We start from the raw sequence: 26,927 nt of genomic DNA, 5'->3' as shown, positions 1-26,927 counted from the left end.
CAGAAATTTTTATCTTTAAGCCTATGAAAAATATCATTTTAACATGCTGTTAACTAAGTTTTTCAGCAAAAGATTTCCTAGGGTAGATTGTGATTTAAAGGGAAAAGCGTAAATTAAACCTTGTCGGCAGGAAGCAGACATGGAACAGGAAAGCACCAAGGATTTGGTCATCGTCAGGACGACGATTTGATTGTTCAGGATGAGTGATCAAGCAAGGAGCGTAGGACATTGTAAGGACACAATCATCAATAGGATGTTGATGACTAAGGAAAGACAATGGACCCCTCATAGGATTGAGGTAAGGACAGCATCAGGACGATGCAAAGGACACCGCTCAAGGAACAAGTGAAGCGCGCTAACGAGGAATGTTAGCTATCAGGATGATAAGGACACCGCTAGGACGGCGACGTAAGGACTAAGCTGACGGAATCAGCCACTATTATGGATGATGCATGGAGCACTAATTAGTAGCCGGACTGCTGCGAGTAAGACTATGACCCCGATACGCTAGTAACGGGGTCTTTCTTATTTTGTACTTGCACAACTTACAATAATTAAAAGTGTCAGTATCACAAAGTTTATAAATTCCTCATAACACTGAATAAAAAACAATCCAGATCAATATCCTTTCCAATCAGTTGGTTTAACTTTCGGCTTCTCAAAAGGCGTTATATGCCGCATAACAATGTCATAGCGTAACAAAACTATCGTTATTGAATTTTGCTATGTGGATAAATTAAGTTTGCTGTAATCAAGGAACAGATGTGACCATAGTAACCAGAAGAATGCTTCTTCTACCCTACAGTGAGTCGTTGCAACTAGAGTTCGTGATGTTAAATTGCTGCGCTAAAAACCGCGCAGAGATGAATGGACCTCATACCGTATCTTCTGCCAAACAGTTGTTTGAGAAGATCTTGGATGATGAGAATGTCCACAGTATGGCGGTGCTTGAGAGTACAAGCCGTGATTACATGGGACACGTGTTCATTTCAAACCTAGATCATGAACCAGAGCTAGGTTTTATCTTTGATAAGGCTTATTGGGGCAAAGGCTTAGCGACAGAAGCGCTAAAGGCGTTTTTCCCGAAAGCGTGCCGTGAGCTTGGGCTGCACAAAGTCAAAGCAAGTGTGAATAGCCACCACGAAGCATCCATGGCAGTACTGGAAAAATTGGGATTTACGAAGAAAAGAGAAAGCAAGGACCTTTACGGCCCTTGCTTTGAAATGGAATTCACAAGCGATGTGGCGGTAGGTGAAAGTTCAGCGGCCTAAACCCGATCATCGTTAACTCACCTTGGTAGCAATCATCACCAAGGGATGAAAACTCAAATTGATACACTGTATGCCAACGCCAGATCCCGTCTGGCGTTTTCAATTTATGCGCACCAAATGCAATGCTCACCAATTGCAGATCTAACTGCTCACATTTACGTGTAATGGCCGCTTTTGCCAACTCTGATTGACGTCGTTGCTGCCAAAACAAAAAACAGAAGAAGCACAATCCTAAAATGGCTAATAGGTCACCGATCATCCCTAATCCTTTATTATCCTTTTGTTGCTTGCTGCAGTTTTACCAATGCCGTCGCTAGCTCTTCCGATGGGCTAGAGTGCAACAAAGGCAGCAATACCATTCTTAGCTCTGGTAGCATAACTAAATCGGCAAACAACTGATTAAATAGGGCTTGGTTCCCCGTTTGTGCGAGGCGCAGTAAAAATTGTTCAGCGATATCTGCGTCGGCTAATAAGTGCCATGTACGGCCAGCAATACCGATCAACACTTCTTGGTGGCTCAAGCGCGGGCTTTGCAAAATCGTTTTCAAGATGGGCTGTGATACCTCGATTGGTGCGCCCGCCTGAGCTCGAATCAGAGCAGAAAGTAAGAACAGGTCTGGCTCGTTACTTTCGATTTCTTGCTGCGCTTTCTCGGCAATGCGCTCTGCTAAACGTTCTTGCAGATCAACATGTTCAAGCGCACCAAGTAGAGCGTAAAGCGGTTCATTAGGTAAATGATTCAGGGCTTTACGTAAGGTGACGGCATTTTGTTCTTTGCCTAGGCGAGCAGCCATATCTGTGATGCCTTGTAGGCCTACAGTTTGCCAGTTTTCCCAACCTAAACCACCGGTAAAGTAATGCTGGGTGTGCTCGTAATATTGGCTGGTGGGTAAGTCCAGGTTAGCGCGAACTTGGCTGTGGAAGACGGCCATTTTTTCTTCCGCAGGTTTGAAAGTGTATGGGTTGTTAGAAAGCTTTTGTTGTTGCTCTTCCGACATTTCCTCGCTTAAACGAGTACCCATGGCTTCTACGACGTATTTAATGAAGTTACCAATATCCGCTTGCTTGAGCAGGCCACGTTCATCCAACTCGAACTTCAAGAACCAAATCCAAGGCTGCTTTTGCTCATTCCAGTAGGCAATAGCCAAATGCGCTTTGCGTTGCATTGGGAATGGGTAAGGGCATTGACCTTTTTCCACATCCGCAAAGACTTGTGGCTCGATGGTCTTGATACGACGACCAAGGTCGAAGATTTGATACTCACACTGACTGTTGTTTAACAGCTGAGTGAGGGTTTGAATGTTTTCCATTAAATACGACATCCTAATGTTCTTTTCACAAGAAATGGTATCATTCTCGGCTAATTCAAGGTTCGAGATGGAATTAATGGCAACAAACATCCAATTGGTCGACTTACTTCAACAACTTGAAGCGCAATTGCAGCACCATGAGCTGTGGCAACAAACCATGCCCTCTGCAGAAGCGCTTCAGAGCACGGAACCTTTCGCGATTGATACGCTGCATCCTCATGAGTGGTTACAGTGGATTTTTATTGCACGTATGCGTGCGTTAGTGGAAAGTAACCAACCTTTGCCACGTGGCTTTTCTATTGAGCCGTATTTCGCAGAAGCGTGGAAGCAAAAGCTGCAATATGGCGAATTGCTTGAGACTATCCGAACCATCGACGAACTATGTAAGTAACCTCAATGTCAGAACAAGAAACATCACTATCTGTTGACCCCGTTGTATTAGAGATCGTTTATCAGGACGAGTACTTTGTTGCGGTGAACAAACCTGCAGGTATGTTAGTCCATCGCAGTTGGTTGGATAAGCATGAGACTCAATTTGTGATGCAAACGCTACGCGATCAAATTGGTCAGCATGTTTTCCCATTGCACCGTTTAGATCGCCCTACTTCTGGTGTGCTTGTGTTTGCTCTGTCCAGTGAAGTGGCATCGCAAGTCATGCCAATGTTTGCAGAGCATAAGATGGAGAAAACCTATCACGCGATCGTTCGTGGCTGGATCGAAGAAGAGGGTGTGCTAGATTACGCTCTGAAAGTTGAACTCGATAAGATTGCTGATAAGTTTGCTTCGCAAGAGAAAGAAGCACAAGAAGCAGTAACGGCATACAAACCGCTAGCAAAAGTGGAAGTACCTTATTCAACAGGTAAGTTCCCAACCACGCGCTACTGTTTGATGAAAATGAAGCCGAAGACAGGACGTAAGCACCAGCTGCGTCGTCACATGGCTCACCTGCGTCATCCTATTGTTGGTGATACAACACATGGTGATGGTAAGCACAACAAGTTGTACCGTACCGAATTCGACTCTCATCGACTGTTGCTGCATGCATCAGAGTTGCGTTTTGTGCATCCGTTTACCGATGAAGAAATCGTGATGAAAGCCAATATCGATGAGACTTGGCAGCAGTTGTTCACTCGATTTGAGTGGGATGAATCGTTGGTAAAATAATGCGCTTAGATTGAGCTGTGCCGGCGAAAGATAAGACGAGAAAGGGGGTGGTATGTATACCAACCCCTTTTTTAATTATTGAGGAACGAAACTGACTATTTTAGTTTTTCCAGATCCGCCTCGATCTCTGCGATCTTGCTAGAAACGACTTTTTCCAGATGGCGAAGATCAGAGAGAATTTTCTCTTTCACATCCACTTCAGTCGTTTTCGCTGGCTTGGTGATCTTATTCAGTTCATCGATAACCAGAGTGAGGTTGCGGTTGATCTCGGTGACTTCTTTGTATTTGTGACTGCCGCCGTCTACCAGCACGCTTTTGACTTGGCGAGGGTATTTGAACTTCACACTCTTAGCGAAAAATTCGCCTTTCTGCTTGTGGAAATAGATCTTTAGGACGTCTTTATGTGCTTCTTGGCGTAGGGAATAACGTTCAATCTGTTTTGGATCGTGGATGCCCAAACCAGTGAGGTGGGGATACATAGGCTACCTCTGTGTATTGAATTGGAGTCAATACAACTGTAGCAGCCCATTTATGAGCTAGATAGCTGATATTTCATCAAATTGCTCAACTTGTGGGCAAGATCGCTATCACTCTTGCCCATCTTAGTTGTTGATGAAACTTATGTTTTTACTTAGGCCGAAACTGAGTCAGACAATTTCTCTATCAGCTTCTCACGCAGTTCTGTTTGCTGCTCTTCACTTAGCCTGCCGCCTGCTTCACTGGTTAGGATAAACAAGTCTTCTGCACGCTCACCTATGGTGGTGATTTTTGCTGCATGGAGGTTAATGCCCAAGTCTGCGAAGGTACGTCCAACTTTTGCCAGCAGTCCCGGCGTATCGAGAGCGACAAACTCCATTAAAGTACGCTTTTTGCTCTTAGTAGGTAGGAAGTCAACTTTGGTTTTTACATTAAAGTGCTGGAGCTTATTTGGTGTACGACGCGTTTTAATTTTTGTCGGACGACCGTCTTCCAATACGTGAGTAATGTGCTTAGTCACGGCACTATGGCGGCCCTCTTCAATCGCTTTACCGTGTTGATCCAGTACCATAAAAGTATCGAGCACATAGCCATCTTTGCTTGTCATGATCTGCGCGTCGTGTACGTTGAAGTTGCGGCGGTCAAGCTCCGCTACAACGGTAGCAAACAATGCTGGTTGGTCTGGGCTATAGACGAACACTTCAGTACCACCACGCGTGGCTTTTTTGCTGATAAGCACCAGAGGTTTGCTCGTGTCTTCCATGCGCAGTAGGTTCTCGCAGTGCCAAGCGATTTGCTTATGAGTGTGACGTAAAAAGTAATCGGCTTTAAAGCGCTGCCACAGAACTTCAATTTCGCGCGCAGAGAAGCCTTCTTTGCGCAGCAGGGCAGAGGCCATTTGTTGGTTATGACGAATACGCTCACGCACATCTACAGGGTTTTCTAGGCCACGGCGCAGCGCGCGTTGGGTGGAATAGAACAATTCCGCGAGCAAGGTGCGTTTCCAACTGTTCCAAAGTTCTGGGTTGGTCGCGCAGATATCGGCTACCGTCAGACACACAAGGTATTCAAGGTACTCTTCATCACGAACTTGCTTGGCGAACTCGGTAATCACGTCTGGATCGTAAATATCACGACGTTGTGCCGTCACAGACATCAACAGATGGTGCCTTACCAGCCAGCTAACCAGTTTCGCTTCTGGCTTAGACAAGCCGTGTTCGATACAAAAGTCATACGCTTCGCCTTCGCCAATCACCGAATGGTCACCGCCGCGACCTTTACCTATATCGTGAAAAATCGCCGCCAGAATCAGTAGTTCTTTTTTCTGGATTCGAGGATAAACTTCGCAGCAAATTGGATGTTTGCTGTGGTTCTCGGCGTAGCTAAAGGTATTAATGTGCTTGAGCAGGCGAATACTGTGCTCATCTACGGTATACACATGGAAAAGGTCAAACTGCATCTGTCCTACAATTTGGCTCCATTGCGGTAGATACGCTGCGAGTACACCAAGTTTGTGCATTAGACTGAACGCTTTATGCAGCGCATTTGGATGACGACACAGCGCCATAAACTTTTCACGCGCTTCAGGGATAGTGTGCAAGAACTTGTTCAATCGACGACGTGCGGTACGTAACTGACGCAAAGTCGGTGGGCTGACGCCTTCAATGCTTGAATCGTTGGCGATATGCAGGAACATATCTAAAATCGTTTCTGGGCGTGCTTGGAATAGTGCTGGTTTGCGTGCTTCGATCAGTGCGCCACGACGTTGGAAATCTTCATCGATGATTTCTGCGTCTTCGGAAGCGCCACCATTGATGATCGCTTGATCGAACAGCTTGAGTAGCATCTTATTCAACTCTGCCACACGACGAAGGGTACGGTAGAACTCCTTCATCATCATCTCGACGCCTCGGTTACCTTCTCCAACGTAGCCAAGGTGCTCCGCGACTTGTGCCTGATGAGCGAAGGTCAGTCGGTTGTCATAACGGCGAAGCTCAATATGTAGGGCGAAGCGCACGCGCCATAAGAAGTCCTGACACTCGACCAGCTCTCGGTATTCTGCGTCGGTCAGGAAGCCATAGCGGCTCATTTCTAGTAACGAGGTTGCGCCAAAGTGACGACGTGCCACCCAGCTTAAAGTGTGAATATCACGCAAGCCACCCGGCGTGGACTTGATGTCGGGTTCGAGGTTGTAAGTGGTGTCATGGTAGCGCGCATGGCGTTCACGCTGCTCCTGAATCTTGGCACGGTAAAAAGTTTCGCTTGGCCAGAAAGAGTCAGACAACACCACTTTCTTCAAAGCTTGGAAAGTGTCTTCACTGCCACACAACAAACGCGCTTCTTGTAGGTTTGTTGCAACGGTTAAATCTGCTCGGCCTATTTCTGCACATTCATCCACAGTACGCACAGCGTGGCCCACTTCGAGGCGTAAATCCCACAACAGGGTAATGAACTCACTGATTTTGGCTTCTAGCGCGTTTGGCAGTTTGTTATTCGACAGAATCAAAATGTCGATATCAGACAGAGGGTGTAACTCACCACGCCCGTAACCACCTACGGCAACTAATGAAATATTGTGGATGTCTTTGAATCCAAAGTGTTGCCATAAACGATTGAGGAGTAAATCCATGTACTCAGCACGTGACAAAACGAGGTTCGTCACTGGGTGATGTTGAAGAAATTCTTCTTTTTGGTATGAACTGAATTTTTCGAGTTCTTGCTTAAGTTCGCCGATGTTGATCTGTTCATCGGTAAACGTAAGAGGAGACTGAAGGGTCATATTTGCTATCCGTGCAAGCTAAAACTATTAGCAATCTAACAAATTTGCTGCAGATAAAAAATATCCCCGCATGGGCGGGGATATGGAAAGTGATGGGCGATTAAACGTTTTTCATCATTCGTGGAATGGTATCGTCGCTACGAAGTGTTAGTACTTCACAACCCTCTTTGGTTACTACGATAGTGTGTTCCCACTGTGCTGAGTTTTTACCGTCGCCAGTGTAAACCGTCCAATCGTCTTGAGCGTCAACAGTACAACCGAACTTACCTGCGTTGATCATTGGCTCGATAGTAAAGCACATGCCTTCTTTCAGTACGCGGCGGTCTTTGTTCTTGTAGTGAACCACTTGTGGCTCTTCGTGGAACTCATCGCCGATACCGTGACCACAGAAGTCTTTCACAATAGAGAACTTGTTACGAGGGTTGTTCTTATTGTTTTCTTTGATGTACTTCTCGATAGCGGTACCGATGTCACCAACCGTTGCACCAGGCTTAACTTGACGCATGCCGATGTACAGTGACTCTTGAGCCACCATGCACAGACGTTTGTTTGCAGGTGATACATCACCAACTAGGAACATCTTAGAAGTGTCACCGTGGTAACCTTGTGGACGAACGCTTAGGTCTGCGTTTTCATCGTTAGGAACGATAACCGTGATATCAACGTTGATGATGTCGCCATCTTTAAGTACAGCTGGCTTCATTTGGCCGTTTGCACCTTTTTCGTCTTGCGCCGCAGGAATACCGTGACATACGATGTGGTTGATTGACGTACAGATTGATTTAGGGAATCCATGGTAATCAAGCGGTGCAGAGTAAGCGCCTCGCTCTAGAGCGTAATCGTGACAGATTTGGTTTAATTCGTCTGTCGTCACACCCGCTTTAATATGGGGTTCGATCATTTCTAGAGTATCTGCGGCTAGCTTGCCCGCAATACGCATGCGTTCGATTTCTTCAGCAGTTTTAATCTTGATTGACATTGGCTTTCTCTATTTATTCGTAAGCACGCAAACGTGCGAATGCGCGCATTCTATCAGACATCTTGCAGTTAACCCAAGCCAGTTAAGAATATGAGTCATTCTTACCTGTAGTCTAGTCATGGAATTTAAGAGAGAGTAGGGGTGAGTGTGATAGGTAAATTAGAATTGTAAGAAACAATTTTTACTAGCCATGTTGGGCTAAAATATGATATAAAGCGCGCCGGAATCGAGGACTGTTCTCTTTACTTTTCGTTAGAGAAGTGGCGAAGCAGGCTTCTTCCGATTAACTTTTATCTTTAAATCACACACATTCCGTCACATGTTCCGGGGTGCTGAGCAGAAGCTTGGTCGGAATTATGGGGGATGTGGAGGCCTAACCCCATAGAGGATTTTAAAATGGCAACTGTATCAATGCGCGATATGCTGAAAGCTGGTGTTCACTTCGGTCACCAAACTCGTTACTGGAACCCAAAAATGAAGCCATTCATCTTTGGTGCTCGTAACCGCGTTCACATCATCAACCTAGAAAAAACTGTACCAATGTTCAACGAAGCTCTAGCTGAACTAGCTAAAGTTGGCGAGAAGAAAGGTAAAGTTCTATTCGTAGGTACTAAGCGCGCTGCATCTGAAGCTGTTAAAGAAGCTGCAATCGCAAGCAACCAATACTACGTTAACAACCGTTGGTTGGGCGGCATGCTAACGAACTACAAAACAGTTCGTCAGTCTATCAAGCGTCTAAAAGATTTCGAAGCACAAGCACAAGACGGTACTTTCGAAAAACTAACTAAGAAAGAAGCTCTAATGCGTACTCGTGAAATGGAGAAGCTAGAGAAATCTCTTGGTGGTATCAAAGATATGGGCGGCCTACCAGACGCTCTATTCGTAATCGACGCTGATCACGAGCACATTGCAATTAAAGAAGCTAACAACCTAGGTATTCCAGTATACGCTGTGGTAGATACTAACTCTAACCCAGACGGCGTTGACTACATCATCCCAGGTAACGACGACGCGATCCGCGCAGTTCAACTATACCTAAACGCTGCAGCATCTGCAGTGTCTGAAGGTCGCAACAAAGACGTTGCAGCAGTTGCTGAAAAAGACGGTTTTGTAGAAGCTGAATAATAACGGCTCTGTGTCACACTTAGTCTACGTGAAACCTTGTTGTAGCACAGACTGAGTTATAGTTAGCAATGGGGGCCGACAATGTAGGCCCCTGTTTTTTACCTTATTTCGAATCAAACGAGGAATAGAGAATGGCAACTGTAACTGCTGCTCTAGTTAAAGAACTTCGCGAGCGCACTGGCGCTGGCATGATGGAATGTAAGAAAGCGCTTGTAGAAGCAAACGCTGACATCGAACTAGCAATTGAAAACATGCGTAAATCAGGCGCAGCGAAAGCAGCTAAAAAAGCTGGTAACGTTGCAGCTGAAGGCGCAATCATCATCAAAGAAGAAAACGGCGTTGCTGTTCTTCTTGAAGTTAACTGCCAAACTGACTTCGTTGCTAAAGACGGTAACTTCACTGCATTCGCAGACAAAGTAGCACTTGACGCTCTAGCGACTAAAGCTACTGCTGAAGAGCTAGTTGCTAAGTTCGAAGAAGAGCGCGTAGCTCTAGTTGCTAAAATCGGCGAAAACATCAACATCCGTCGCGTTGCTTACGTTGAAGGTACTGCAATCGCTTCTTACCGTCACGGTGAGAAAATCGGTGTTGTTGTTGCTGGTGAAGGCGACGCAGAAACTCTTAAGCACGTTGCAATGCACGTTGCTGCTTCTAAGCCTGAGTTCGTTACTCCAGAAGACGTACCAGCTGACGTAGTTGCTAAAGAGAAAGAAGTTCAAGTTGAAATCGCTATGAACGAAGGCAAGCCACAAGAGATCGCTGAGAAGATGGTTATCGGCCGCATGAAGAAATTCACTGGCGAAATCTCTCTAACTGGTCAAGCTTTCATCATGGAACCTAAGAAATCTGTTGGCGAAATGCTAAAAGAGAAAGGTGCTTCTGTTGCTACATTCGTTCGCCTAGAAGTAGGTGAAGGTATCGAGAAAGCAGCTGAAATGAGCTTCGCAGAAGAAGTAGCACTAGCTCAAAAAGGTTAATCCTTAGAGACTTGTGTAAATATTAGACCGTAGCCAAGGCTGCGGTCTTTTTACGAAAAGAGCGGCAAAAACTTAGCCGTGATGAATAGCTATAAGTCACCTTGTGTCTATTCATGACTGTTAATCGACAACTCTCTTTTGGAAGGTAAACTCCATGACTACGAACCCTAAACCAGCGTATCAACGTATTCTATTAAAACTGAGTGGTGAAGCTCTTCAAGGCGAAGAAGGTTTTGGTATTGACCCAGCGGTTCTTGACCGTATGGCTCAAGAAGTGAAAGAGCTGGTTGAACTGGGTGTTCAAGTTGGTGTGGTAATCGGCGGTGGTAACCTGTTCCGTGGTGCTGGTCTTGCGGAAGCGGGTATGAACCGTGTAGTAGGCGACCACATGGGTATGCTTGCAACAGTAATGAACGGTCTAGCAATGCGTGATGCACTTCACCGTGCTTACGTAAACGCTCGTGTAATGTCTGCAATTCCTCTAAAAGGTGTGTGTGACGACTACAATTGGGCAGACGCTATCCGCGAACTTCGCCAAGGCCGTGTAGTAATCTTCTCTGCAGGTACTGGTAACCCATTCTTCACTACAGATTCAGCAGCGTGTCTACGTGGTATCGAAATCGAAGCTGACGTAGTGCTAAAAGCAACGAAAGTTGATGGCGTATTTACTGCTGACCCAGTAGCAAACCCAGATGCAGAGCTGTATGATAAGCTATCTTACAATGAAGTTCTGGATAAAGAACTGAAAGTAATGGACTTGGCTGCGTTCACACTTGCTCGTGACCACAAAATGCCAATCCGTGTATTTAACATGAACAAACCAGGCGCACTACGTCGCGTGGTTATGGGCGAAGCTGAAGGCACGCTGATCAACGCTGAAGCATAATCCTAAACGCCATCCACGCTAGGTTGGATGGCGTTTCGCTTTGCTCAACCCTTTTAGGCTTTCTTCAGGAAAGATGACATTTTTAAGGTGAAACCGTGATTAACGAAATCAATAAAGACGCGCAAGAGCGCATGGACAAAAGCGTTGAAGCGCTAAAGAACAACCTTTCTAAAGTTCGTACTGGCCGCGCGCACCCAAGCCTACTATCTGGTATCTCTGTAGAGTACTACGGTGCTCCTACTCCTCTTAACCAAGTAGCAAACGTTGTTGCAGAAGACGCTCGTACTCTAGCAATCACAGTTTTCGACAAAGAACTAACTCAAAAAGTTGAAAAAGCGATCATGATGTCTGACCTTGGCCTAAACCCAATGTCTGCTGGCACAATCATCCGCGTTCCACTTCCACCGCTAACAGAAGAGCGTCGTAAAGACCTAGTTAAGATTGTTCGCGGTGAAGCTGAAGGCGCACGTGTTGCTGTTCGTAACATCCGTCGTGACGCAAACAGCGACCTAAAAGGTCTTCTAAAAGATAAAGAAATCTCTGAAGACGAAGATCGTAAAGCACAAGACGAAATTCAAAAACTGACTGACGTAGCAGTTAAGAAGATCGACGAAGTTCTTGCTGCTAAAGAAAAAGAGTTGATGGAAGTTTAATACTCCCACCCACATCACTGTTGGAAAACGCTGTGCTCACAGTGCAGCGTTTTTTTGTGTTAGTCTATCCAACTGATGGAACTCAATTAACTCCCTATGCAAAATTCTCAAGCCTTCTCTGATTCCCTCCCTAAGCATATTGCCATCATTATGGACGGCAATGGCCGTTGGGCTAAGTCCAAAGGAAAACCTCGCGTATTCGGTCATAAAAAAGGCGTTAACGCCGTTCGCAAGACCGTTGCTGCAGCTTCTAAACTCGGTATTAAAGCCATGACGTTGTTCGCTTTTAGTAGTGAAAACTGGCGTCGTCCTGAGGAAGAAGTGGGTCTGTTGATGGAGCTGTTCATTTCGGTACTTTCTAGCGAAGTGAAAAAGCTGCATAAAAACAACTTACGCCTGCGTGTCATTGGTGATACCAGCCGCTTTAGTGAGCGACTGCAAGGTAAAATTGCGGAAGCAGAAGCACTGACGGCAAATAACACGGGTATGGTGATTAACATTGCGGCTAACTATGGCGGCAAATGGGATATCACAGAGGCGGCAAAAACGTTGGCGTTAAAAGCGCGTAACGGTGAGATCCGTGTAGAGGATATCAATGAGCAGCTGATTACCCAGCATCTAACAATGGCAGACCTTCCAGAGGTGGATCTTTTGATCCGTACAAGTGGAGAGTGTCGCATTAGTAACTTCATGCTGTGGCAAATGGCGTATGCTGAAATGTACTTTACTCCTGAGTACTGGCCAGAGTTTGGCGAAGACAGCTTAGTAGAAGCTGTAACTTGGTTTATTAACCGAGAGCGTCGCTTTGGTTGTACTGGCGAGCAAGTAAAGGCATTGATGGCTGCTCAATAAGGACTAGTTAGTTTGAAACAGAGAATAATAACAGCACTAATTTTAGCTCCCCTTGTAATTTTAGGTATTTTTAAATTACCCCTAATCGGCTTCATCATCGCTTTGACGGCGATTACGCTATTAGGTTTTTGGGAGTGGACCCAGTTTACAGAAAGCAAATCACGCATCGCTGCCCTCGTACCAGCCGTTGTCGTAACCGGATTCAGTTTTCTATTCATTTCGCCTGATGCAGTAAGCCTTAACCAACTGGCAGCACCGCATTACACAGTTTTAGCGCTCGGTTTTGTTTGGTGGATTATCGCCAGCACAATGGCCATTACTTACCCTAAAACCACCAACCTATGGCAAGGCAGCAAAGCGCTTCGTCATGTGTTTGGTTTTCTGACTTTGATCCCTTTCCTTTGGAGCGTGATCATTCTTAGAGCTTCCGATATTTCAGTAGATCCATACCACGGCGCAAAACTTGTGCTGTATGTTTGCTTCTTGGTATGGGCTGCAGACAGTGGCGCTTACTTTGCTGGTAAAAGCATGGGTAAACGTAAAATGGCGCCGCATGTGAGTCCAAACAAGACTATCGAAGGTTTGATTGGCGGCATCATCGCAGCATTGATTGTTGGTTGGTTGTTCGCAGGTTGGTTTGATATCCAATTCACCAGCCCAGTTCACATGGTGATCATTACATTGATTACGGTTGTGATTTCCGTACTTGGTGACCTAGTAGAAAGCATGTTCAAACGTGTTTCAGGCATCAAAGACAGCAGCAATATTATTCCAGGGCACGGCGGTATTCTTGATCGTATCGACAGCCTGACCGCTGCCTTCCCAGTATTTGCTCTTCTTTACTACGTATTCTAATTTATCGGGAGCGGCTCCGTCGCTCCTGAATTTTTCTAACGGTCTTACATCATGCAAAAGTTAACGATTCTTGGTGCAACAGGCTCAATCGGTGCAAGCACACTTAAAGTGGTTGAACAAAACCCTGAGCTGTTTTCTATCGTCGCATTAGCGGCAAGCACTAACGTTGAAAAGATGGTCGCGCTCTGCCGTAAATGGCAACCAAAATACGCTGTGATGGCGGATAAAGCGGCGGCATTGGCTCTGCAATCAGAACTGGCTTCTGTCTCGCCAAGCACTGAGGTGTTAGGTGGTGTTGATGCGCTTTGTCATGTGTCTGCCTTAGAAGAAGTTGACAGCGTGATGGCAGCGATCGTTGGTGCGGCTGGTTTGCTACCAACGATGGCGGCAGTGAAAGCCGGCAAGCGTGTGCTATTGGCAAACAAAGAAGCACTGGTGATGTCCGGTCAACTGTTCATTAACGCAGTAGAAGAGCATGGCGCAGAGCTACTTCCTGTAGACAGCGAGCACAACGCGATCTTCCAGTGTTTACCTCAGCAAGTTCAAACCAGCCTAGGTCGTTGTAACCTAGAAGAGCATGGTATTTCATCAATTCTGTTAACCGGTTCTGGTGGTCCATTCCGTTATACCGATATCGCAGAGCTAGAGAAAGTAACCCCAGCACAAGCGATTGCTCACCCGAACTGGTCAATGGGCCCTAAGATCTCGGTTGATTCAGCAACCATGATGAACAAAGGTCTTGAGTACATTGAAGCGAAATGGCTGTTTAATGCGGCTCGTGAACAGTTGAAGGTGATTATTCACCCTCAGTCGGTGATTCACTCAATGGTGCAATACCGAGACGGTTCAGTCTTGGCGCAAATGGGCGAACCTGATATGGCAACTCCGATTGCGTTGACTATGTCTTACCCATCTCGTGTGGATGCTGGTGTCAAACCACTCGACTTTACTCAAGTGGGCGAGTTGACGTTCCTTCAACCCGATTTTGCTCGCTACCCATGTTTGAAGTTGGCGATTGATGCGTGTTACGAAGGCCAACATGCTACGACCGCTCTGAATGCAGCGAACGAAGTCGCAGTAGATGCTTTCTTAAATAACCGCTTAGGCTTCACTGATATCGCTCGCATCAATGAATCAGTTTTGAACAAAATCACTGCAAGCCATAAAAGTGAGAATGTGAATAGCTTGGAAAGCTTGATAGAGCTAGATAGAATGTCACGAACTATCGCCTTAGAATTTTTACGCGAGCGTAGCTAATGACTGGTATTTTGTGGAATTTGGTTTCTTTTATCGTTGCACTGGGCATCTTGGTTGCCGTGCACGAGTATGGTCACTTTTGGGTTGCGCGTCGTTGCGGTGTAAAAGTTGAAAAATTTTCTATCGGTTTCGGTAAGTCTATTTGGAGTAAAGTAGGCAAAGACGGAACTGAGTACAGCATTTCGATGATTCCACTGGGCGGCTACGTCAAAATGGTGGACAGCCGTGTTGATCAAGTGCCTGAGCACGAAAAGCATTTGGCGTTTGACCAAAAGCCACTTTGGAAGCGCACATCGATTGTGGCTGCGGGTCCGATTTTCAATTTTCTCTTTGCCATTGTGGCGTACTGGCTGGTCTTTTTGATTGGTGTACCAGCAGTGAAGCCAGTAATTGGTGAAGTTACGCCCAATTCAATCATTGCAGAAGCAGGAATTGAATCAGGGATGGAACTAAAATCCATCTCAGGTATCAAAACTCCGGACTGGGAATCAGTCAACATGGGATTAGTTTCTCATATCGGTGATGATTCGATGACAGTGACGCTATCTTCAGCAAACGAAGTTGGCTCAGAAGTCACGAAGACACTCGATATCCGTGATTGGAAATTTGATCCTGAAACACAATCTGCGATGCAGTCACTAGGCTTCAAACCGTACACTCCTGAGATTTACACGGAGCTAGCACAGGTGAGTGAAGGTGGTGCCGCTGAGAAAGCAGGCCTACAAGCTGGTGACAAAATCATCGAGATTGATGGTGACAAGATTTCTAAATGGGATGGCGTGGTTCAAGCCATTCGTTCTAACCCAGAAACACCAATTGATGTGATCGTGTTGCGTCAAGGTGATGAGCAGTCATTTACCTTGATTCCAGGTAGTCGTGAGCTAGCTAACAAAGAAACCGTTGGCTTCGCGGGTATCGCACCTGAAGTCGCAGAATGGCCAGAAAGTTATCGCTTCGAACTACAGTTTGGTGTATTCGAGTCTATTGGCAAAGCGATTGACAAGACTGGTCAAGTTATTGGACTTACAATCAGTATGCTTAAGAAACTGATTGTAGGTGACGTTGGTCTGAACAATTTGAGCGGACCAATATCTATTGCCAAAGGAGCAGGGGCGACCGCAGACTACGGTCTGGTCTACTTTTTAGGTTTTCTGGCACTAATTAGTGTTAACCTAGGTATTATTAACCTCGTTCCTTTACCAATGTTGGATGGTGGGCATCTACTGTTTTTCGCAATCGAAGCAGTCATCCGACGCCCAGTGCCTGAGAAAGTACAGGAAATGGGCTATCGAATTGGTGGTGCGATTATCTTCTCGCTCATGGCGTTAGCGCTATTTAATGATTTTACTCGTCTGTGATAGTTCAGAGACAAAAGCAGTAGCAAGGAATAATTAGAACAAGTATGGCGATTAAGCGAATTCTGTTTGCAAGTTTACTGGCGACCAGTGTATCTGCAAACGGAGCAGAGAACTTTGTAGTTCAAGATATTGAAATCGATGGATTGCAGCGTGTGGCACTGGGTGCAGCGTTGCTAAAAATGCCTGTGCGTGTCGGTGATACCGTTGACCAAGGCGATGTTGCAGAGATCATTCGCGCATTGTACGCATCGGGTAACTTCGAAGATGTGAAAGTACTGCGTAATGGTGAAGTTCTGGTTGTTCAAGTAAAAGAACGTCCAACTATTGCCAGCATCTCTTTCTCAGGCAACAAAGCAATCAAGGACGAACAGCTACAAGAAAACCTGAATGCTTCTGGCGTTCGTGAAGGTGAAGCGCTTGACCGTACAACGCTGAGCAACATCGAAAAAGGTTTGGAGGACTTTTACTACAGTGTTGGTAAATACAACGCGACCGTAAAAGCGGTTGTTACTCCATTGCCTCGTAACCGTTCTGACTTGAAATTCGTCTTCACCGAAGGTGTATCGGCGAAAATTCAGCAAATCAACTTTATCGGCAATGAAGTCTTTTCTGATGAAGACCTTCTTTCTCGTTTCAACCTCAACGTTGACGTGCCTTGGTGGAACTTCCTAGCGGACGAAAAATATCAGAAGCAAGTACTTGCTGGTGATATCGAAGCGCTGAAGTCTTACTACCTAGACCGTGGTTACCTGAAATTTAACGTTGATTCGACACAAGTGGCGATTTCTCCTGACAAAAAAGGCGTATACATTACCCTTGGTCTTGAAGAAGGCGGCGTGTACACCGTTAAAGACGTGAAATTCCGCGGTAATTTGAACGGTGAAGAAGCAACGTTCGAAAAGCTAGTTCCTTTCGAAGACAACGAGACGTATAACGGCTCCCGTGTTACTTCGATGGAAGAAGGCATCAAGCGTGTGCTTGGTGAATCTGGTTACGCTTACCCACAAGTAAACACCATCCCTGAGTTCGACGATGAAAACAAACAAGTATCGCTTGTTGTAAACGTTGAGCCGGGTAACCGCATTTACGTACGTGACATTCGCTTTACGGGTAACAACTCGACCAAAGACGAAGTACTACGTCGTGAAATGCGTCAGATGGAAGGCAGCTGGCTAAACTCGAAATCAATCGAAACCGGTAAAACGCGTCTAAACCGTCTTGGTTACTTCGAGAACGTAGAAGTACAAACGGTACGTGTACCTGGCAGCGATGACCAAGTAGACCTAGTTTACTCTGTGAAAGAGGCAAACTCAGGCAGCGTTAACTTTGGTGTCGGCTATGGTACTGAATCGGGCGTGAGCTTCCAGGTTGGCCTACAACAAGACAACTTTATTGGTAGTGGTAACCGCGTTGGTATTAACGCGATGATGAACGACTACCAGAAAAACGTGAGCTTGGACTACCGTGACCCTTACTGGAACCTAGATGGTGTAAGTTTGGGGGGTAAGATCTTCTACGACGAGTTTGAAGCATCTGAAGCGGGTATCGTTGACTATACCAACCAAAGTTACGGCGCAAGTTTGACATGGGGTTTCCCATTCGACGAACTGAACCGCTTTGAGTTTGGTGTTGGTTACACTCACAACAAGATCGGTAACTTGTCACCTTACTTACAGGTAGAACAGTTCCTACAAGCGCAAGAAGATAACATTGATTCTAGCGGCGCGTTGAACACAAATGACTTTGACTTCAACATCTCATGGACACGTAACAACCTAAACCGTGGCTACTTCCCAACAGCGGGTAACCACCAACGTGCATTCTACAAGATGACCGTACCTGGCTCTGACGTTCAATACTTCAAGATGCAGTATGATGTTCGTCAATACGTGCCATTGACTAAGAAACACGAGTTCACACTCTTGTTCCGTGGTCGTCTAGGTTATGGTAACGGTTATGGTCAAACGGATGGCAACGATAACTTGTTCCCATTCTACGAAAACTACTACGCGGGTGGTTTTACAACACTACGTGGTTTCGGCTCGAACACAGTAGGTCCGAAAGCGGTTTATCGTGATTACTCTGGCTCGAACAACGGTGCAGATACAGCAACAGATGATGCTGTTGGTGGTAACGCTGTTGCACTTGCAAGCCTTGAGTTGATTGTTCCAACACCATTTGCATCGGACGAAGTTCGTAACCAAATCCGTACCAGTATCTTCTTTGATATGGCAAGTGTTTGGGATACGGAGTTCGACTACCGTAGCTCAGGTGCTGAATACGGCGACCGCTACTACTACGATTACTCAGATCCAACCAACTACCGCTCATCTTACGGTGCGGCGTTGCAATGGATGTCTCCAATGGGGCCTCTAGTATTCTCGCTAGCGAAACCAATTAAGAAATATGATGGCGACGATGAAGAGTTCTTCACGTTCACTATCGGTAGAACCTTCTAAAGAGGAAAATATTTTGAATAAAATGATCAAAGCAGCTGGCCTAGGCCTTCTAGTACTTAGCTCTTCAATGTTTGCTAACGCGGCTGAAGCTGCTCAGAAAATTGCTTATGTAAATACTGCTCAAGTTTTCCAAGCGCTTCCTCAACGCGAAGTAGTTCTACAAAAAATGCAGAAAGACTTTAAGAGCAAAGCAGACGAGCTGAAATCTATCCAAGCGCAAGCTAAGACTAAGATTGAAAAGCTACAACGTGATGGTGAGCTTCTAGGTCAAGACGAAGTTGAAAAACTACGTATCGACATCGCTAAACTAGACAGCGAATACAAAGTGAAGGCACAAGCTCTAGAGAAAGCAAGTGCACGTCGCGAAGCTGAAGAGAAAGCGAAGCTATTCAAGACTATCCAAGACGCAGTGAAGAAAGTAGCAACGAAGAAAGGTTACGATATGGTAATCGACATTTCTTCTCTTCAGTACGGTAAGCCAGAATACAACATCTCTGAAGACGTAATTAAAGCTCTAAAATAAGAAGTTATGAAGACATTGACATTAGCCGAGTTGGCGACAATTTCCGGGGGTGAGCTATTTGGTGACGAGTCTCTCGTTGTAAGCCGCGTAGCTCCAATGGATAAAGCACAAGAAGGTGATGTGACCTTCTTGTCTAACCCAAAATACGCAAAACACCTTTCTGAGTGCAAAGCGACAGTTGTGATGGTGAAAGCCGATCACAAAGATCAATGTGTGGGTAACGCATTGGTTGTGGCTGACCCTTACATTGCTTTTGCTCGAGTAGTACAAGCAATGGACACCACTCCGAAGCCAGCTGACGAGATCGCACCAAGTGCCGTTATCGCAGCAGACGTGAAGATGGGTACTAACGTAACTATCGGTGCAAACGCAGTGATTGAAACGGGTGTAGAGCTGGGCGACAACGTAAGTATTGGCGCAGGTTGCTTTATCGGTAAAAACGCAAAGCTAGGTAACAACACCAAGCTTTGGGCTAATGTGACTATCTATCATGAAGTATCAATGGGTGATGACTGTCTAGTGCAATCTGGCACAGTCATTGGCTCTGATGGTTTCGGATACGCAAATGACAAAGGCGAGTGGATCAAAATCCCTCAGTTGGGTTCAGTGCGTATCGGTAACCGCGTTGAGATTGGTGCGTGTACGACGATTGACCGTGGTGCACTTGAAGATACCATCATTGAAGACAACGTAATTCTTGATAACCAACTTCAAATCGCTCATAACGTGCAGATCGGATATGGTACCGTGATGCCAGGTGGTACTATTGTTGCGGGCAGTACGAAAATTGGTAAGTACTGTCAGATCGGCGGCGCGTCGGTTCTGAATGGCCACATCACGATTGCAGATGGCGTAGCTATCACCGGTATGGGCATGGTTATGCGCAGTATCGAAGAGAAAGGTCTGTACTCATCAGGCATTCCACTGCAAACCAACCGAGAGTGGCGCAAGACGGCGACTCGAGTTCACCGCATTGACGAGATGAACAAACGTCTGAAAGCTGTTGAGAAACAGCTGGAAACGAAAGAAGAATCTTAGTTCCACATTCTGAACAAAGACTCGCGAAATGCGGGTCTTTTTCTTCTATAATGACGCGCTATAAGTAGATTTATCACCAAGCTGGTATACACTTTGCAGGCGATTACTGCATAAGTGGCATTTGCCGCTGCCTTGCCATCTTGGTTGTTGAGAATTGATATAGGAAGACGACTTTGACTACTGAAAAGAAAACGATGAACATCTCTGAAATTCAAGAGCTACTACCTCATCGCTACCCATTCTTATTGATCGACCGTGTGATTGACTTCCAAGAAGAGAAGTACCTTCACGCAATTAAAAATGTGTCGGTTAACGAACCTCAGTTCACAGGTCACTTTCCACAGCTACCAGTATTCCCAGGCGTATTGATCCTGGAAGCGATGGCTCAGGCGACAGGCCTACTTGCATTTAAATCATTTGGTGCACCGACGGAAAACGAACTGTACTACTTCGCAAGTGTTGACGGTGCTAAGTTCCGTAAACCAGTAGTACCAGGCGATCAAATGATTATTGAAGTAGAATTTCTGAAAGAGCGTCGTGGCATTGCTGCATTCAGCGGTGTGGCAAAAGTTGACGGCGAAGTGGTATGTTCAGCTGAGCTGAAGTGTGCTCGTCGAGAGTTTTAATATGATTCATGAAACCGCTAAAATCCACCCAGCTGCGGTGGTAGAAGAAGGCGCGAAAATTGGCGCTAACGTGACCGTTGGTCCTTTCACTTACATCACCTCTACGGTGGAGATTGGTGAAGGCACAGAAGTGATGTCTCACGTAGTGATCAAAGGCCACACCAAAATTGGTAAAGATAACCGCATTTTCCCACATGCTGTGATTGGTGAAGAAAACCAAGACAAGAAGTACGGTGGCGAAGATACAACTGTGGTTATCGGTGACCGTAACGTGATTCGTGAAGCGGTTCAGGTTCACCGTGGTACGGTTCAAGACAAAGCAACAACAGTGATTGGTGACGACAACCTGCTTTGTGTGAACGCACACATCGCACATGACGTAGTCGTTGGTAACCATACTCACATTGGTAACAATGCGATCCTTGGTGGTCACGTAACGGTAGATGATCACGCAGGTGTAATGGCGCTTTCTGCGATTCATCCATTCTGTACGGTTGGTGCTTATGCTTACGTTGGCGGCTGTTCTGCGGTTGTTCAAGACGTACCAGCTTACGTATTGGCTCAAGGTAACCACGCAACCCCATTTGGTTTGAACTTGGTTGGCTTGAAGCGTAACGGTTTCGAAAAACCAGAAATTCGTGCGCTGCAAAAAGCGTACAAAGAAATCTACCGTTCAGGTAAGACTCTGGAAGAAGTGAAACCAATCCTAGCTGAAATGGCACAAGAGTGGCCAGCAGTGAAACGTTTCTCAGATATTCTGGAAACAACGGAACGTGGCATTATTCGTTAATTAACGAATGAGCGGTTAAATTGAAAAGATCGCGCCCAAATTGGGCTGCGGTCTTTTTGTGTTTTATGGATAACGGTTTGTACGCTGCAGATTGTGCAGCTACCGCGGTTTATGTGGATACATAGTTTATCGTTTAGCTTAAATCGTTACCCATAGCGCAAAGGAAAAATAGCGAAGTAGATATGGAAAGACCATTACGTATTGGCATCATTGCCGGAGAACTGTCTGGCGACACGCTAGGTGAAGGCTTTATCAAAGCGGTAAAACAGCAACACCCAGACGCAGAGTTTGTTGGTATTGGTGGCCCTAAAATGATCGCGCAAGGCTGCGAGTCTCTGTTCGATATGGAAGAGCTTGCCGTAATGGGCTTGGTTGAAGTGCTAGGCCGCTTGCCAAGACTGCTGAAAGTCAAAGCTCAATTAGTGAAGTATTTCACTGACAACCCACCTGATGTTTTTGTAGGAATTGATGCGCCTACTTTTAATAGGCAAGTAGAGCGAAAGCTGAAGCAAGCAGGCATCAAAACGGTCCACTATGTTAGCCCTTCAGTTTGGGCGTGGCGGCAAAAACGGGTTTTCAAAATTGGAGCAGCAACGAACCTTGTGCTGGCGTTCCTTCCATTTGAAAAAGCAGTTTACGATAAATTCAATGTGCCTTGTGAATTCATTGGTCATACCTTAGCGGATGCGATTCCGTTGCAATCGGATAAAGCACCAGCAAGAGCCTTATTAGGTTTAGATCAAGATAAAAAATGGCTAGCTGTACTTCCGGGCAGTCGTGGTAGTGAGTTAAAAATGCTTTCACAGCCGTTCATCGAAGCATGTAAAAAACTACACCAGAGGTACCCTGAACTTGGCTTTGTTGTTGCATTAGTCAACCAAAAACGCCGTGAGCAATTTGAAAGTGCGTGGAAAGAACATGCGCCAGAATTAGAGTTCAAATTGGTCGATGATACTGCAGGTAATGTCATCACGGCTGCAGATGTGGTGATGTTGGCCTCCGGTACTGTTGCTCTAGAGTGTATGCTGATTAAGCGCCCAATGGTAGTTGGCTATCGTGTGAACGCGATAACGGCTTATCTTGCTAAGCGTCTGCTGACAATCGAGCACGTCTCTTTGCCTAATGTGCTGGCCGATAAGGAGCTGGTCAAAGAGTATCTCCAAGAAGATTGCACGCCAGACAACTTATTTAACGAAGTGTCTCGTTTACTTGAAACGGATAACCAAGCCATGTTGGATAAGTTTACTGAAATGCATCATTGGATTCGTAAAGATGCGGATCAACAAGCCGCGAATGCGGTTCTAAAACTGATTAATAAATAGAGATTTAGCATGGCTGTAAAACCAAAAACGACCAAAGCAAAAGTAGAACTATCACCGTTTGAATATCCGCAAGGCTACCAATTGGTTGCGGGTGTTGATGAGGTAGGGCGTGGTCCTTTGGTGGGTGATGTTGTTACCGCAGCGGTTATTTTAGATCCAAATAACCCAATTGAAGGTTTAAACGATTCGAAAAAGCTGAGTGAGAAAAAACGTCTTGCATTGCTGCCAGAAATCAAAGAGAAAGCATTGGCATGGGCGGTAGGACGCTGTTCTCCTGAAGAGATTGATGAGCTCAACATCCTGCAAGCGACCATGGTTGCCATGCAACGTGCGATTGCGAGTTTGAAAGTACAGCCAGACCTTGCGCTTATCGATGGCAATCGTTGCCCTGAACTGCCAATGGATTCCCAAGCTGTGGTGAAGGGTGACTTGCGCGTGGCGGAAATCAGCGCGGCGTCAATCATTGCCAAAGTGGTTCGTGACCAAGAAATGGAAGAGTTGGATAAACAATACCCACAGTTTGGCTTTGCTAAGCACAAAGGTTACCCAACCAAAGCTCACTTCGAAGCGATTGAGCAACACGGTGTGATCAGTGAACACCGTAAGAGCTTCAAGCCCGTGAAGAAAGCGCTCGGCATCGAAGAATAAAGCAAAGTAATAGGATGGGCGTATCGGTGTTATAAACCACGCCCGCTTTAGGTTAGAATCCCAAATAAGATATAGTTTTACGGTACCTGTTAATGTCAGATCCCAAGTTCATTCACCTAAGAGTTCACAGTGATTTCTCAATGGTGGATGGTATCAACAAAGTTCCACCGCTCGTTAAGAAAGTCGCCGAACTCGGCATGCCTGCAATGGCATTGACCGATTTCACTAACCTATGTGGTTTGGTGAAATACTATGGCACTGCGCACGGCAGTGGTGTGAAGCCAATCATCGGTGCTGATTTCAAAATGCAATCGGATGAGTTTGGCGAGGAGCTGACGCAATTAACGTTACTTGCGGCAAACAACGAGGGTTATAAAAACCTCACGTTGCTGATCTCAAAAGCTTACCTTCGTGGTCATGTACAACACCAACCGGTGCTCGACAAAGCTTGGTTGGCTGAACTATCAGGAGGTTTGATCGTTCTATCAGGCGCGAAAAACGGTGAGATCGGTAAAGCATTGCTAAAAGGCAACCGTAAAGTTGTCGACAGTTGTGTCGAGTTCTACAACCAATACTTCCCAGATCGCTTCTATCTAGAATTGGTTCGTACTGGTCGTCCGGATGAAGAAACTTACCTGCACTTTGCGATCGAATTGGCAGAAGAGCTTGAATTGCCAGTCGTTGCAACCAACGAAGTTGTTTTCATCAGTGAAGACTTATTTGACGCCCATGAAATCCGCGTTGCGATCCACGATGGTTACACCCTAGAAGATCCGCGTCGTCCAAAGAACTACAGCCCAGAACAATACCTGCGTACTGAAGAGGAAATGTGCGAGCTGTTTGCCGACATTCCGGAAGCGTTAGAAAACAGTGTTGAAATTGCCAAGCGTTGTAACGTGACAGTACGTTTGGGTGAATACTTCCTTCCAGCCTTCCCAACTGAAGGTATGGAAGAGACCGACTTCTTGGTCATGAAGTCTCGCGAAGGTCTGGAAGAGCGTCTAGAGTTCCTGTTCCCAGATGAGGAAGAGCGCAAACAGCGTCGACCTGAATATGATGATCGTCTGCAAATCGAACTCGACGTAATCAACCAAATGGGCTTCCCCGGTTACTTCTTGATCGTAATGGAGTTCATCCAGTGGTCGAAAGACAACGCGATTCCGGTAGGTCCGGGTCGTGGTTCGGGTGCTGGTTCTTTGGTGGCATACGCACTGAAGATCACCGACCTTGATCCATTGGAATACGACCTTTTATTCGAACGTTTCTTGAACCCAGAACGTGTATCCATGCCCGATTTCGACGTCGACTTCTGTATGGATAAGCGTGACCAAGTAATTGATCACGTTGCAGAAATGTATGGTCGTGATGCGGTATCTCAGATCATCACCTTCGGTACCATGGCGGCGAAAGCGGTAATCCGTGACGTAGGCCGTGTACTGGGTCACCCGTTTGGCTTCGTTGATCGTATTTCAAAACTGGTTCCACCTGATCCGGGTATGACGCTGGAAAAAGCGTTCAAAGCTGAGCCTGCACTGCCTGAGTTGTATGACGCAGATGAAGAAGTGAAAGAGCTTATCGACATGTGTCGCCTCCTTGAAGGTTGTACACGTAACGCCGGTAAGCACGCGGGTGGTGTTGTAATCTCACCAACCACCATTACAGACTTCGCGCCGATTTATGCCGATTCGGAAGGCCATTTCCCGGTTACTCAGTTCGATAAGAACGACGTGGAAACCGCCGGCCTGGTTAAGTTTGACTTCTTGGGTCTGCGTACCCTAACCATTATCGACTGGGCATTGGGTCTGATTAACCCGCGTCTAGAACGCGAAGGCAAAGAACCTGTTCGCATCGAATCGATTCCGTTGGACGATGCTCCGTCATTCCGCTTGTTGCAAAACTCGGAAACCACTGCGGTATTCCAGCTTGAATCGCGCGGTATGAAAGAACTGATCAAACGTCTGCAACCGGACTGTTTTGAAGACATAATCGCATTGGTGGCACTTTTCCGTCCGGGCCCGTTGCAGTCGGGCATGGTAGATAACTTTATCGACCGTAAGCACGGCCGTGAGGCGATCTCATACCCAGATGAAAAGTGGCAACACGAATCGCTTAAAGAAATCCTCGATCCAACTTACGGCATCATCCTGTATCAAGAACAGGTAATGCAGATTGCACAGGTGCTGTCTGGCTACACCCTTGGTGGTGCGGACATGCTTCGTCGTGCGATGGGTAAGAAAAAACCGGAAGAGATGGCGAAACAGCGTGCTACCTTCGAAGAGGGAGCAATTGCCAACGGCGTCGATGGCGAGTTGGCGATGAAGATCTTCGACTTGGTAGAGAAGTTCGCGGGTTATGGCTTTAACAAATCTCACTCAGCAGCCTACGCACTGGTTTCGTACCAAACGCTATGGCTTAAGATGCACTATCCAGCGGAATTCATGGCAGCGGTAATGACCGCCGATATGGATAACACTGAGAAAGTGGTTGGCCTAGTTGACGAATGTTTCCGCATGAAGCTCACCGTGCTTCCGCCAGACATCAATGCCGGCTTGTACCGTTTTAACGTGGACGAGAATGGCGCAATTGTTTACGGTATCGGCGCGATTAAAGGCGTGGGTGAAGGCCCAATTGATGCAATCTTAGAAGCGCGCAACAAAGGTGGCCACTTCATTGACCTATTTGACTTCTGTGCGCGTATCGACCTGAAAAAGGTCAACAAGCGTGTAATCGAAAAACTGATTTACGCAGGCGCACTCGACAGGCTAGGTCCACACCGTGCGGCATTGATGGCATCGCTCAACGATGCGGTGAAAGCAGCAAGCCAACACCACCAAGCGGAAGCCTTTGGTCAAACCGATATGTTCGGTGTTTTGACTGATGCGCCAGAAGAGGTGGAACACAAATATACTCAAGTGCCTGCATGGCCAGAGAAAGTATGGTTAGAGGGTGAACGTGAGACGCTCGGTTTATATTTGACTGGCCACCCAGTTAACGCATACATAAAGGAACTAAATAAGTACGTTAGTTGTCGACTAAAAGACGCAACCCCAACTCGTCGTGATCAATCCGTAACTGTTGCGGGTTTGGTGATTGCAGCTCGTGTGATGACAACCAAGCGTGGTACGCGAATCGGCATCATGACTCTGGACGATCGAAGCGGTCGAATGGAGGTGATGTTGTTCTCGGATGCGCTCGATAGGTATGCAGAACTTCTCGAAAAAGATAAAATTCTGGTGGTTTCTGGACAGGTCAGCTTTGATGACTTCAACGGTGGCCTTAAAATGTCGGCGCGTGAAGTTATGGATCTGGGTACTGCACGTGAAAAATACGCACGTGGTTTGTCGGTATCTATTGATGCTAACCAGATCAACGATAAATTCTTTGAACAATTTACGCGTATTTTAGAACCGCACAAAGCCGGAACCGTACCTGTCAATGTATACTACCAGCGTGCCGACGCCAGAGCGCGGTTAACATTGGGCACCGAATGGCGAGTAACGCCAACAGATACATTACTAGACGATTTAAAACAGTTACTTGGTAAAGGCCAAGTAGAACTCGAATTTAACTAAAAAATT

The 26,927-nt window shown here is 46.2% G+C and carries 24 protein-coding genes; 19 read left to right on the top strand and 5 right to left on the bottom strand.

Going from position 1 to position 26,927, the window contains the following annotated elements; translation table 11 throughout:
- Nucleotides 1-785: 785 nt before the first annotated feature.
- Entirely contained in the window at nucleotides 786-1,271 is a 486-nt protein-coding gene (locus A8140_RS12130; RefSeq protein ID WP_005529372.1) for a GNAT family N-acetyltransferase, read from the top strand.
- Here A8140_RS12130 and A8140_RS12125 read toward each other — a convergent pair.
- Both A8140_RS12125 and A8140_RS12120 read right to left on the bottom strand, forming a co-directional pair.
- The gene (locus A8140_RS12125; RefSeq protein WP_005446190.1) at nucleotides 1,231-1,530 is read right to left on the bottom strand and encodes a DUF3301 domain-containing protein; all 300 of its coding nucleotides are present in this window, start codon (nucleotides 1,528-1,530) and stop codon (nucleotides 1,231-1,233) included. The genes A8140_RS12130 and A8140_RS12125 overlap by 41 nt on opposite strands.
- A gap of 13 nt (nucleotides 1,531-1,543) precedes the next feature.
- A complete protein-coding gene (locus A8140_RS12120) occupies nucleotides 1,544-2,581 on the bottom strand; it encodes a DUF3549 family protein (protein ID WP_005529371.1) in 1,038 nt (345 codons plus the stop codon).
- Nucleotides 2,582-2,657: 76 nt separating this feature from the next.
- Between A8140_RS12120 and A8140_RS12115 the strand changes: the two genes are divergently transcribed.
- Together A8140_RS12115 and truC are read left to right on the top strand one after the other, a co-directional pair.
- Nucleotides 2,658-2,972: a YqcC family protein gene (locus tag A8140_RS12115; RefSeq protein WP_032999950.1), complete on the top strand. Its 315-nt coding sequence runs from the start codon at nucleotides 2,658-2,660 to the stop codon at nucleotides 2,970-2,972.
- 5 nt (nucleotides 2,973-2,977) lie between these two features.
- A complete protein-coding gene (gene truC, locus A8140_RS12110; RefSeq protein ID WP_005529369.1) occupies nucleotides 2,978-3,745 on the top strand; it encodes a tRNA pseudouridine(65) synthase TruC in 768 nt (255 codons plus the stop codon).
- Between the two features lie 95 nt (nucleotides 3,746-3,840).
- Here the strand turns inward: truC and A8140_RS12105 are convergent, their stop codons facing one another.
- The 3 genes from A8140_RS12105 to map form a co-directional block, all read right to left on the bottom strand.
- Nucleotides 3,841-4,224, bottom strand: a complete 384-nt coding sequence (locus tag A8140_RS12105) for a DUF3461 family protein (protein WP_005529368.1) — start codon at nucleotides 4,222-4,224, stop codon at nucleotides 3,841-3,843.
- 152 nt (nucleotides 4,225-4,376) lie between these two features.
- Nucleotides 4,377-7,001, bottom strand: coding sequence for a bifunctional uridylyltransferase/uridylyl-removing protein GlnD (gene glnD / locus A8140_RS12100; RefSeq protein ID WP_005529367.1), 2,625 nt, complete (start codon nucleotides 6,999-7,001; stop codon nucleotides 4,377-4,379).
- A 100-nt stretch (nucleotides 7,002-7,101) separates the two neighbouring features.
- Nucleotides 7,102-7,980, bottom strand: coding sequence for a type I methionyl aminopeptidase (gene map / locus A8140_RS12095; protein WP_005431715.1), 879 nt, complete (start codon nucleotides 7,978-7,980; stop codon nucleotides 7,102-7,104).
- 396 nt (nucleotides 7,981-8,376) lie between these two features.
- Here map and rpsB point away from each other — a divergent pair, with 396 nt between their 5' ends.
- The 16 genes from rpsB (at nucleotide 8,377) to dnaE (ending at nucleotide 26,921) form a co-directional block, all read left to right on the top strand.
- Nucleotides 8,377-9,105 carry a 30S ribosomal protein S2 gene (gene rpsB, locus A8140_RS12090; protein WP_005529366.1) on the top strand — a complete coding sequence of 243 codons (729 nt, stop codon included), beginning with the start codon at nucleotides 8,377-8,379 and terminating at the stop codon, nucleotides 9,103-9,105.
- A gap of 131 nt (nucleotides 9,106-9,236) precedes the next feature.
- On the top strand, nucleotides 9,237-10,082 hold the full coding sequence (gene tsf / locus A8140_RS12085) for a translation elongation factor Ts (protein WP_005529365.1): 846 nt from the start codon (nucleotides 9,237-9,239) through the stop codon (nucleotides 10,080-10,082).
- Between the two features lie 154 nt (nucleotides 10,083-10,236).
- Complete coding sequence (pyrH, locus tag A8140_RS12080) at nucleotides 10,237-10,968, top strand: UMP kinase (RefSeq protein ID WP_005529364.1); 732 nt, start codon at nucleotides 10,237-10,239, stop codon at nucleotides 10,966-10,968.
- A 95-nt stretch (nucleotides 10,969-11,063) separates the two neighbouring features.
- Complete coding sequence (gene frr, locus A8140_RS12075) at nucleotides 11,064-11,621, top strand: ribosome recycling factor (protein WP_005436779.1); 558 nt, start codon at nucleotides 11,064-11,066, stop codon at nucleotides 11,619-11,621.
- Between the two features lie 96 nt (nucleotides 11,622-11,717).
- Complete coding sequence (locus A8140_RS12070; RefSeq protein WP_005529363.1) at nucleotides 11,718-12,473, top strand: isoprenyl transferase; 756 nt, start codon at nucleotides 11,718-11,720, stop codon at nucleotides 12,471-12,473.
- A gap of 12 nt (nucleotides 12,474-12,485) precedes the next feature.
- Entirely contained in the window at nucleotides 12,486-13,328 is an 843-nt protein-coding gene (locus A8140_RS12065) for a phosphatidate cytidylyltransferase (RefSeq protein ID WP_005529361.1), read from the top strand.
- 51 nt (nucleotides 13,329-13,379) lie between these two features.
- On the top strand, nucleotides 13,380-14,585 hold the full coding sequence (ispC, locus tag A8140_RS12060) for a 1-deoxy-D-xylulose-5-phosphate reductoisomerase (protein WP_005529359.1): 1,206 nt from the start codon (nucleotides 13,380-13,382) through the stop codon (nucleotides 14,583-14,585).
- The gene (gene rseP, locus A8140_RS12055) at nucleotides 14,585-15,943 is read left to right on the top strand and encodes a sigma E protease regulator RseP (protein WP_005529358.1); all 1,359 of its coding nucleotides are present in this window, start codon (nucleotides 14,585-14,587) and stop codon (nucleotides 15,941-15,943) included. Before ispC ends, rseP begins: the two co-directional genes overlap by 1 nt.
- A 44-nt stretch (nucleotides 15,944-15,987) precedes the next feature.
- Nucleotides 15,988-18,402 (top strand): outer membrane protein assembly factor BamA, encoded by a 2,415-nt coding sequence (bamA, locus tag A8140_RS12050; protein ID WP_005529356.1) that lies wholly within the window; start codon nucleotides 15,988-15,990, stop codon nucleotides 18,400-18,402.
- Between the two features lie 13 nt (nucleotides 18,403-18,415).
- The gene (locus A8140_RS12045; RefSeq protein WP_005529354.1) at nucleotides 18,416-18,925 is read left to right on the top strand and encodes an OmpH family outer membrane protein; all 510 of its coding nucleotides are present in this window, start codon (nucleotides 18,416-18,418) and stop codon (nucleotides 18,923-18,925) included.
- A gap of 6 nt (nucleotides 18,926-18,931) precedes the next feature.
- Entirely contained in the window at nucleotides 18,932-19,963 is a 1,032-nt protein-coding gene (lpxD, locus tag A8140_RS12040; RefSeq protein WP_005529352.1) for a UDP-3-O-(3-hydroxymyristoyl)glucosamine N-acyltransferase, read from the top strand.
- 173 nt (nucleotides 19,964-20,136) lie between these two features.
- The gene (gene fabZ, locus A8140_RS12035; protein ID WP_005430234.1) at nucleotides 20,137-20,589 is read left to right on the top strand and encodes a 3-hydroxyacyl-ACP dehydratase FabZ; all 453 of its coding nucleotides are present in this window, start codon (nucleotides 20,137-20,139) and stop codon (nucleotides 20,587-20,589) included.
- Between the two features lies 1 nt (nucleotide 20,590).
- Nucleotides 20,591-21,379 carry an acyl-ACP--UDP-N-acetylglucosamine O-acyltransferase gene (gene lpxA, locus A8140_RS12030; protein WP_005430231.1) on the top strand — a complete coding sequence of 263 codons (789 nt, stop codon included), beginning with the start codon at nucleotides 20,591-20,593 and terminating at the stop codon, nucleotides 21,377-21,379.
- A gap of 182 nt (nucleotides 21,380-21,561) precedes the next feature.
- Nucleotides 21,562-22,701, top strand: a complete 1,140-nt coding sequence (gene lpxB / locus A8140_RS12025) for a lipid-A-disaccharide synthase (protein ID WP_005529350.1) — start codon at nucleotides 21,562-21,564, stop codon at nucleotides 22,699-22,701.
- Between the two features lie 9 nt (nucleotides 22,702-22,710).
- Nucleotides 22,711-23,349, top strand: coding sequence for a ribonuclease HII (gene rnhB, locus A8140_RS12020; RefSeq protein ID WP_005529347.1), 639 nt, complete (start codon nucleotides 22,711-22,713; stop codon nucleotides 23,347-23,349).
- A gap of 92 nt (nucleotides 23,350-23,441) precedes the next feature.
- Complete coding sequence (gene dnaE, locus A8140_RS12015; RefSeq protein ID WP_005529345.1) at nucleotides 23,442-26,921, top strand: DNA polymerase III subunit alpha; 3,480 nt, start codon at nucleotides 23,442-23,444, stop codon at nucleotides 26,919-26,921.
- Nucleotides 26,922-26,927 lie beyond the last annotated feature (6 nt).

It is taken from the genome of Vibrio campbellii CAIM 519 = NBRC 15631 = ATCC 25920, assembly GCF_002163755.1.
GTDB lineage: Bacteria > Pseudomonadota > Gammaproteobacteria > Enterobacterales > Vibrionaceae > Vibrio > Vibrio campbellii.
The sequence above is the reverse complement of the archived record's forward strand: the minus strand, read 5'-3'. Positions and strand labels throughout refer to the sequence as shown.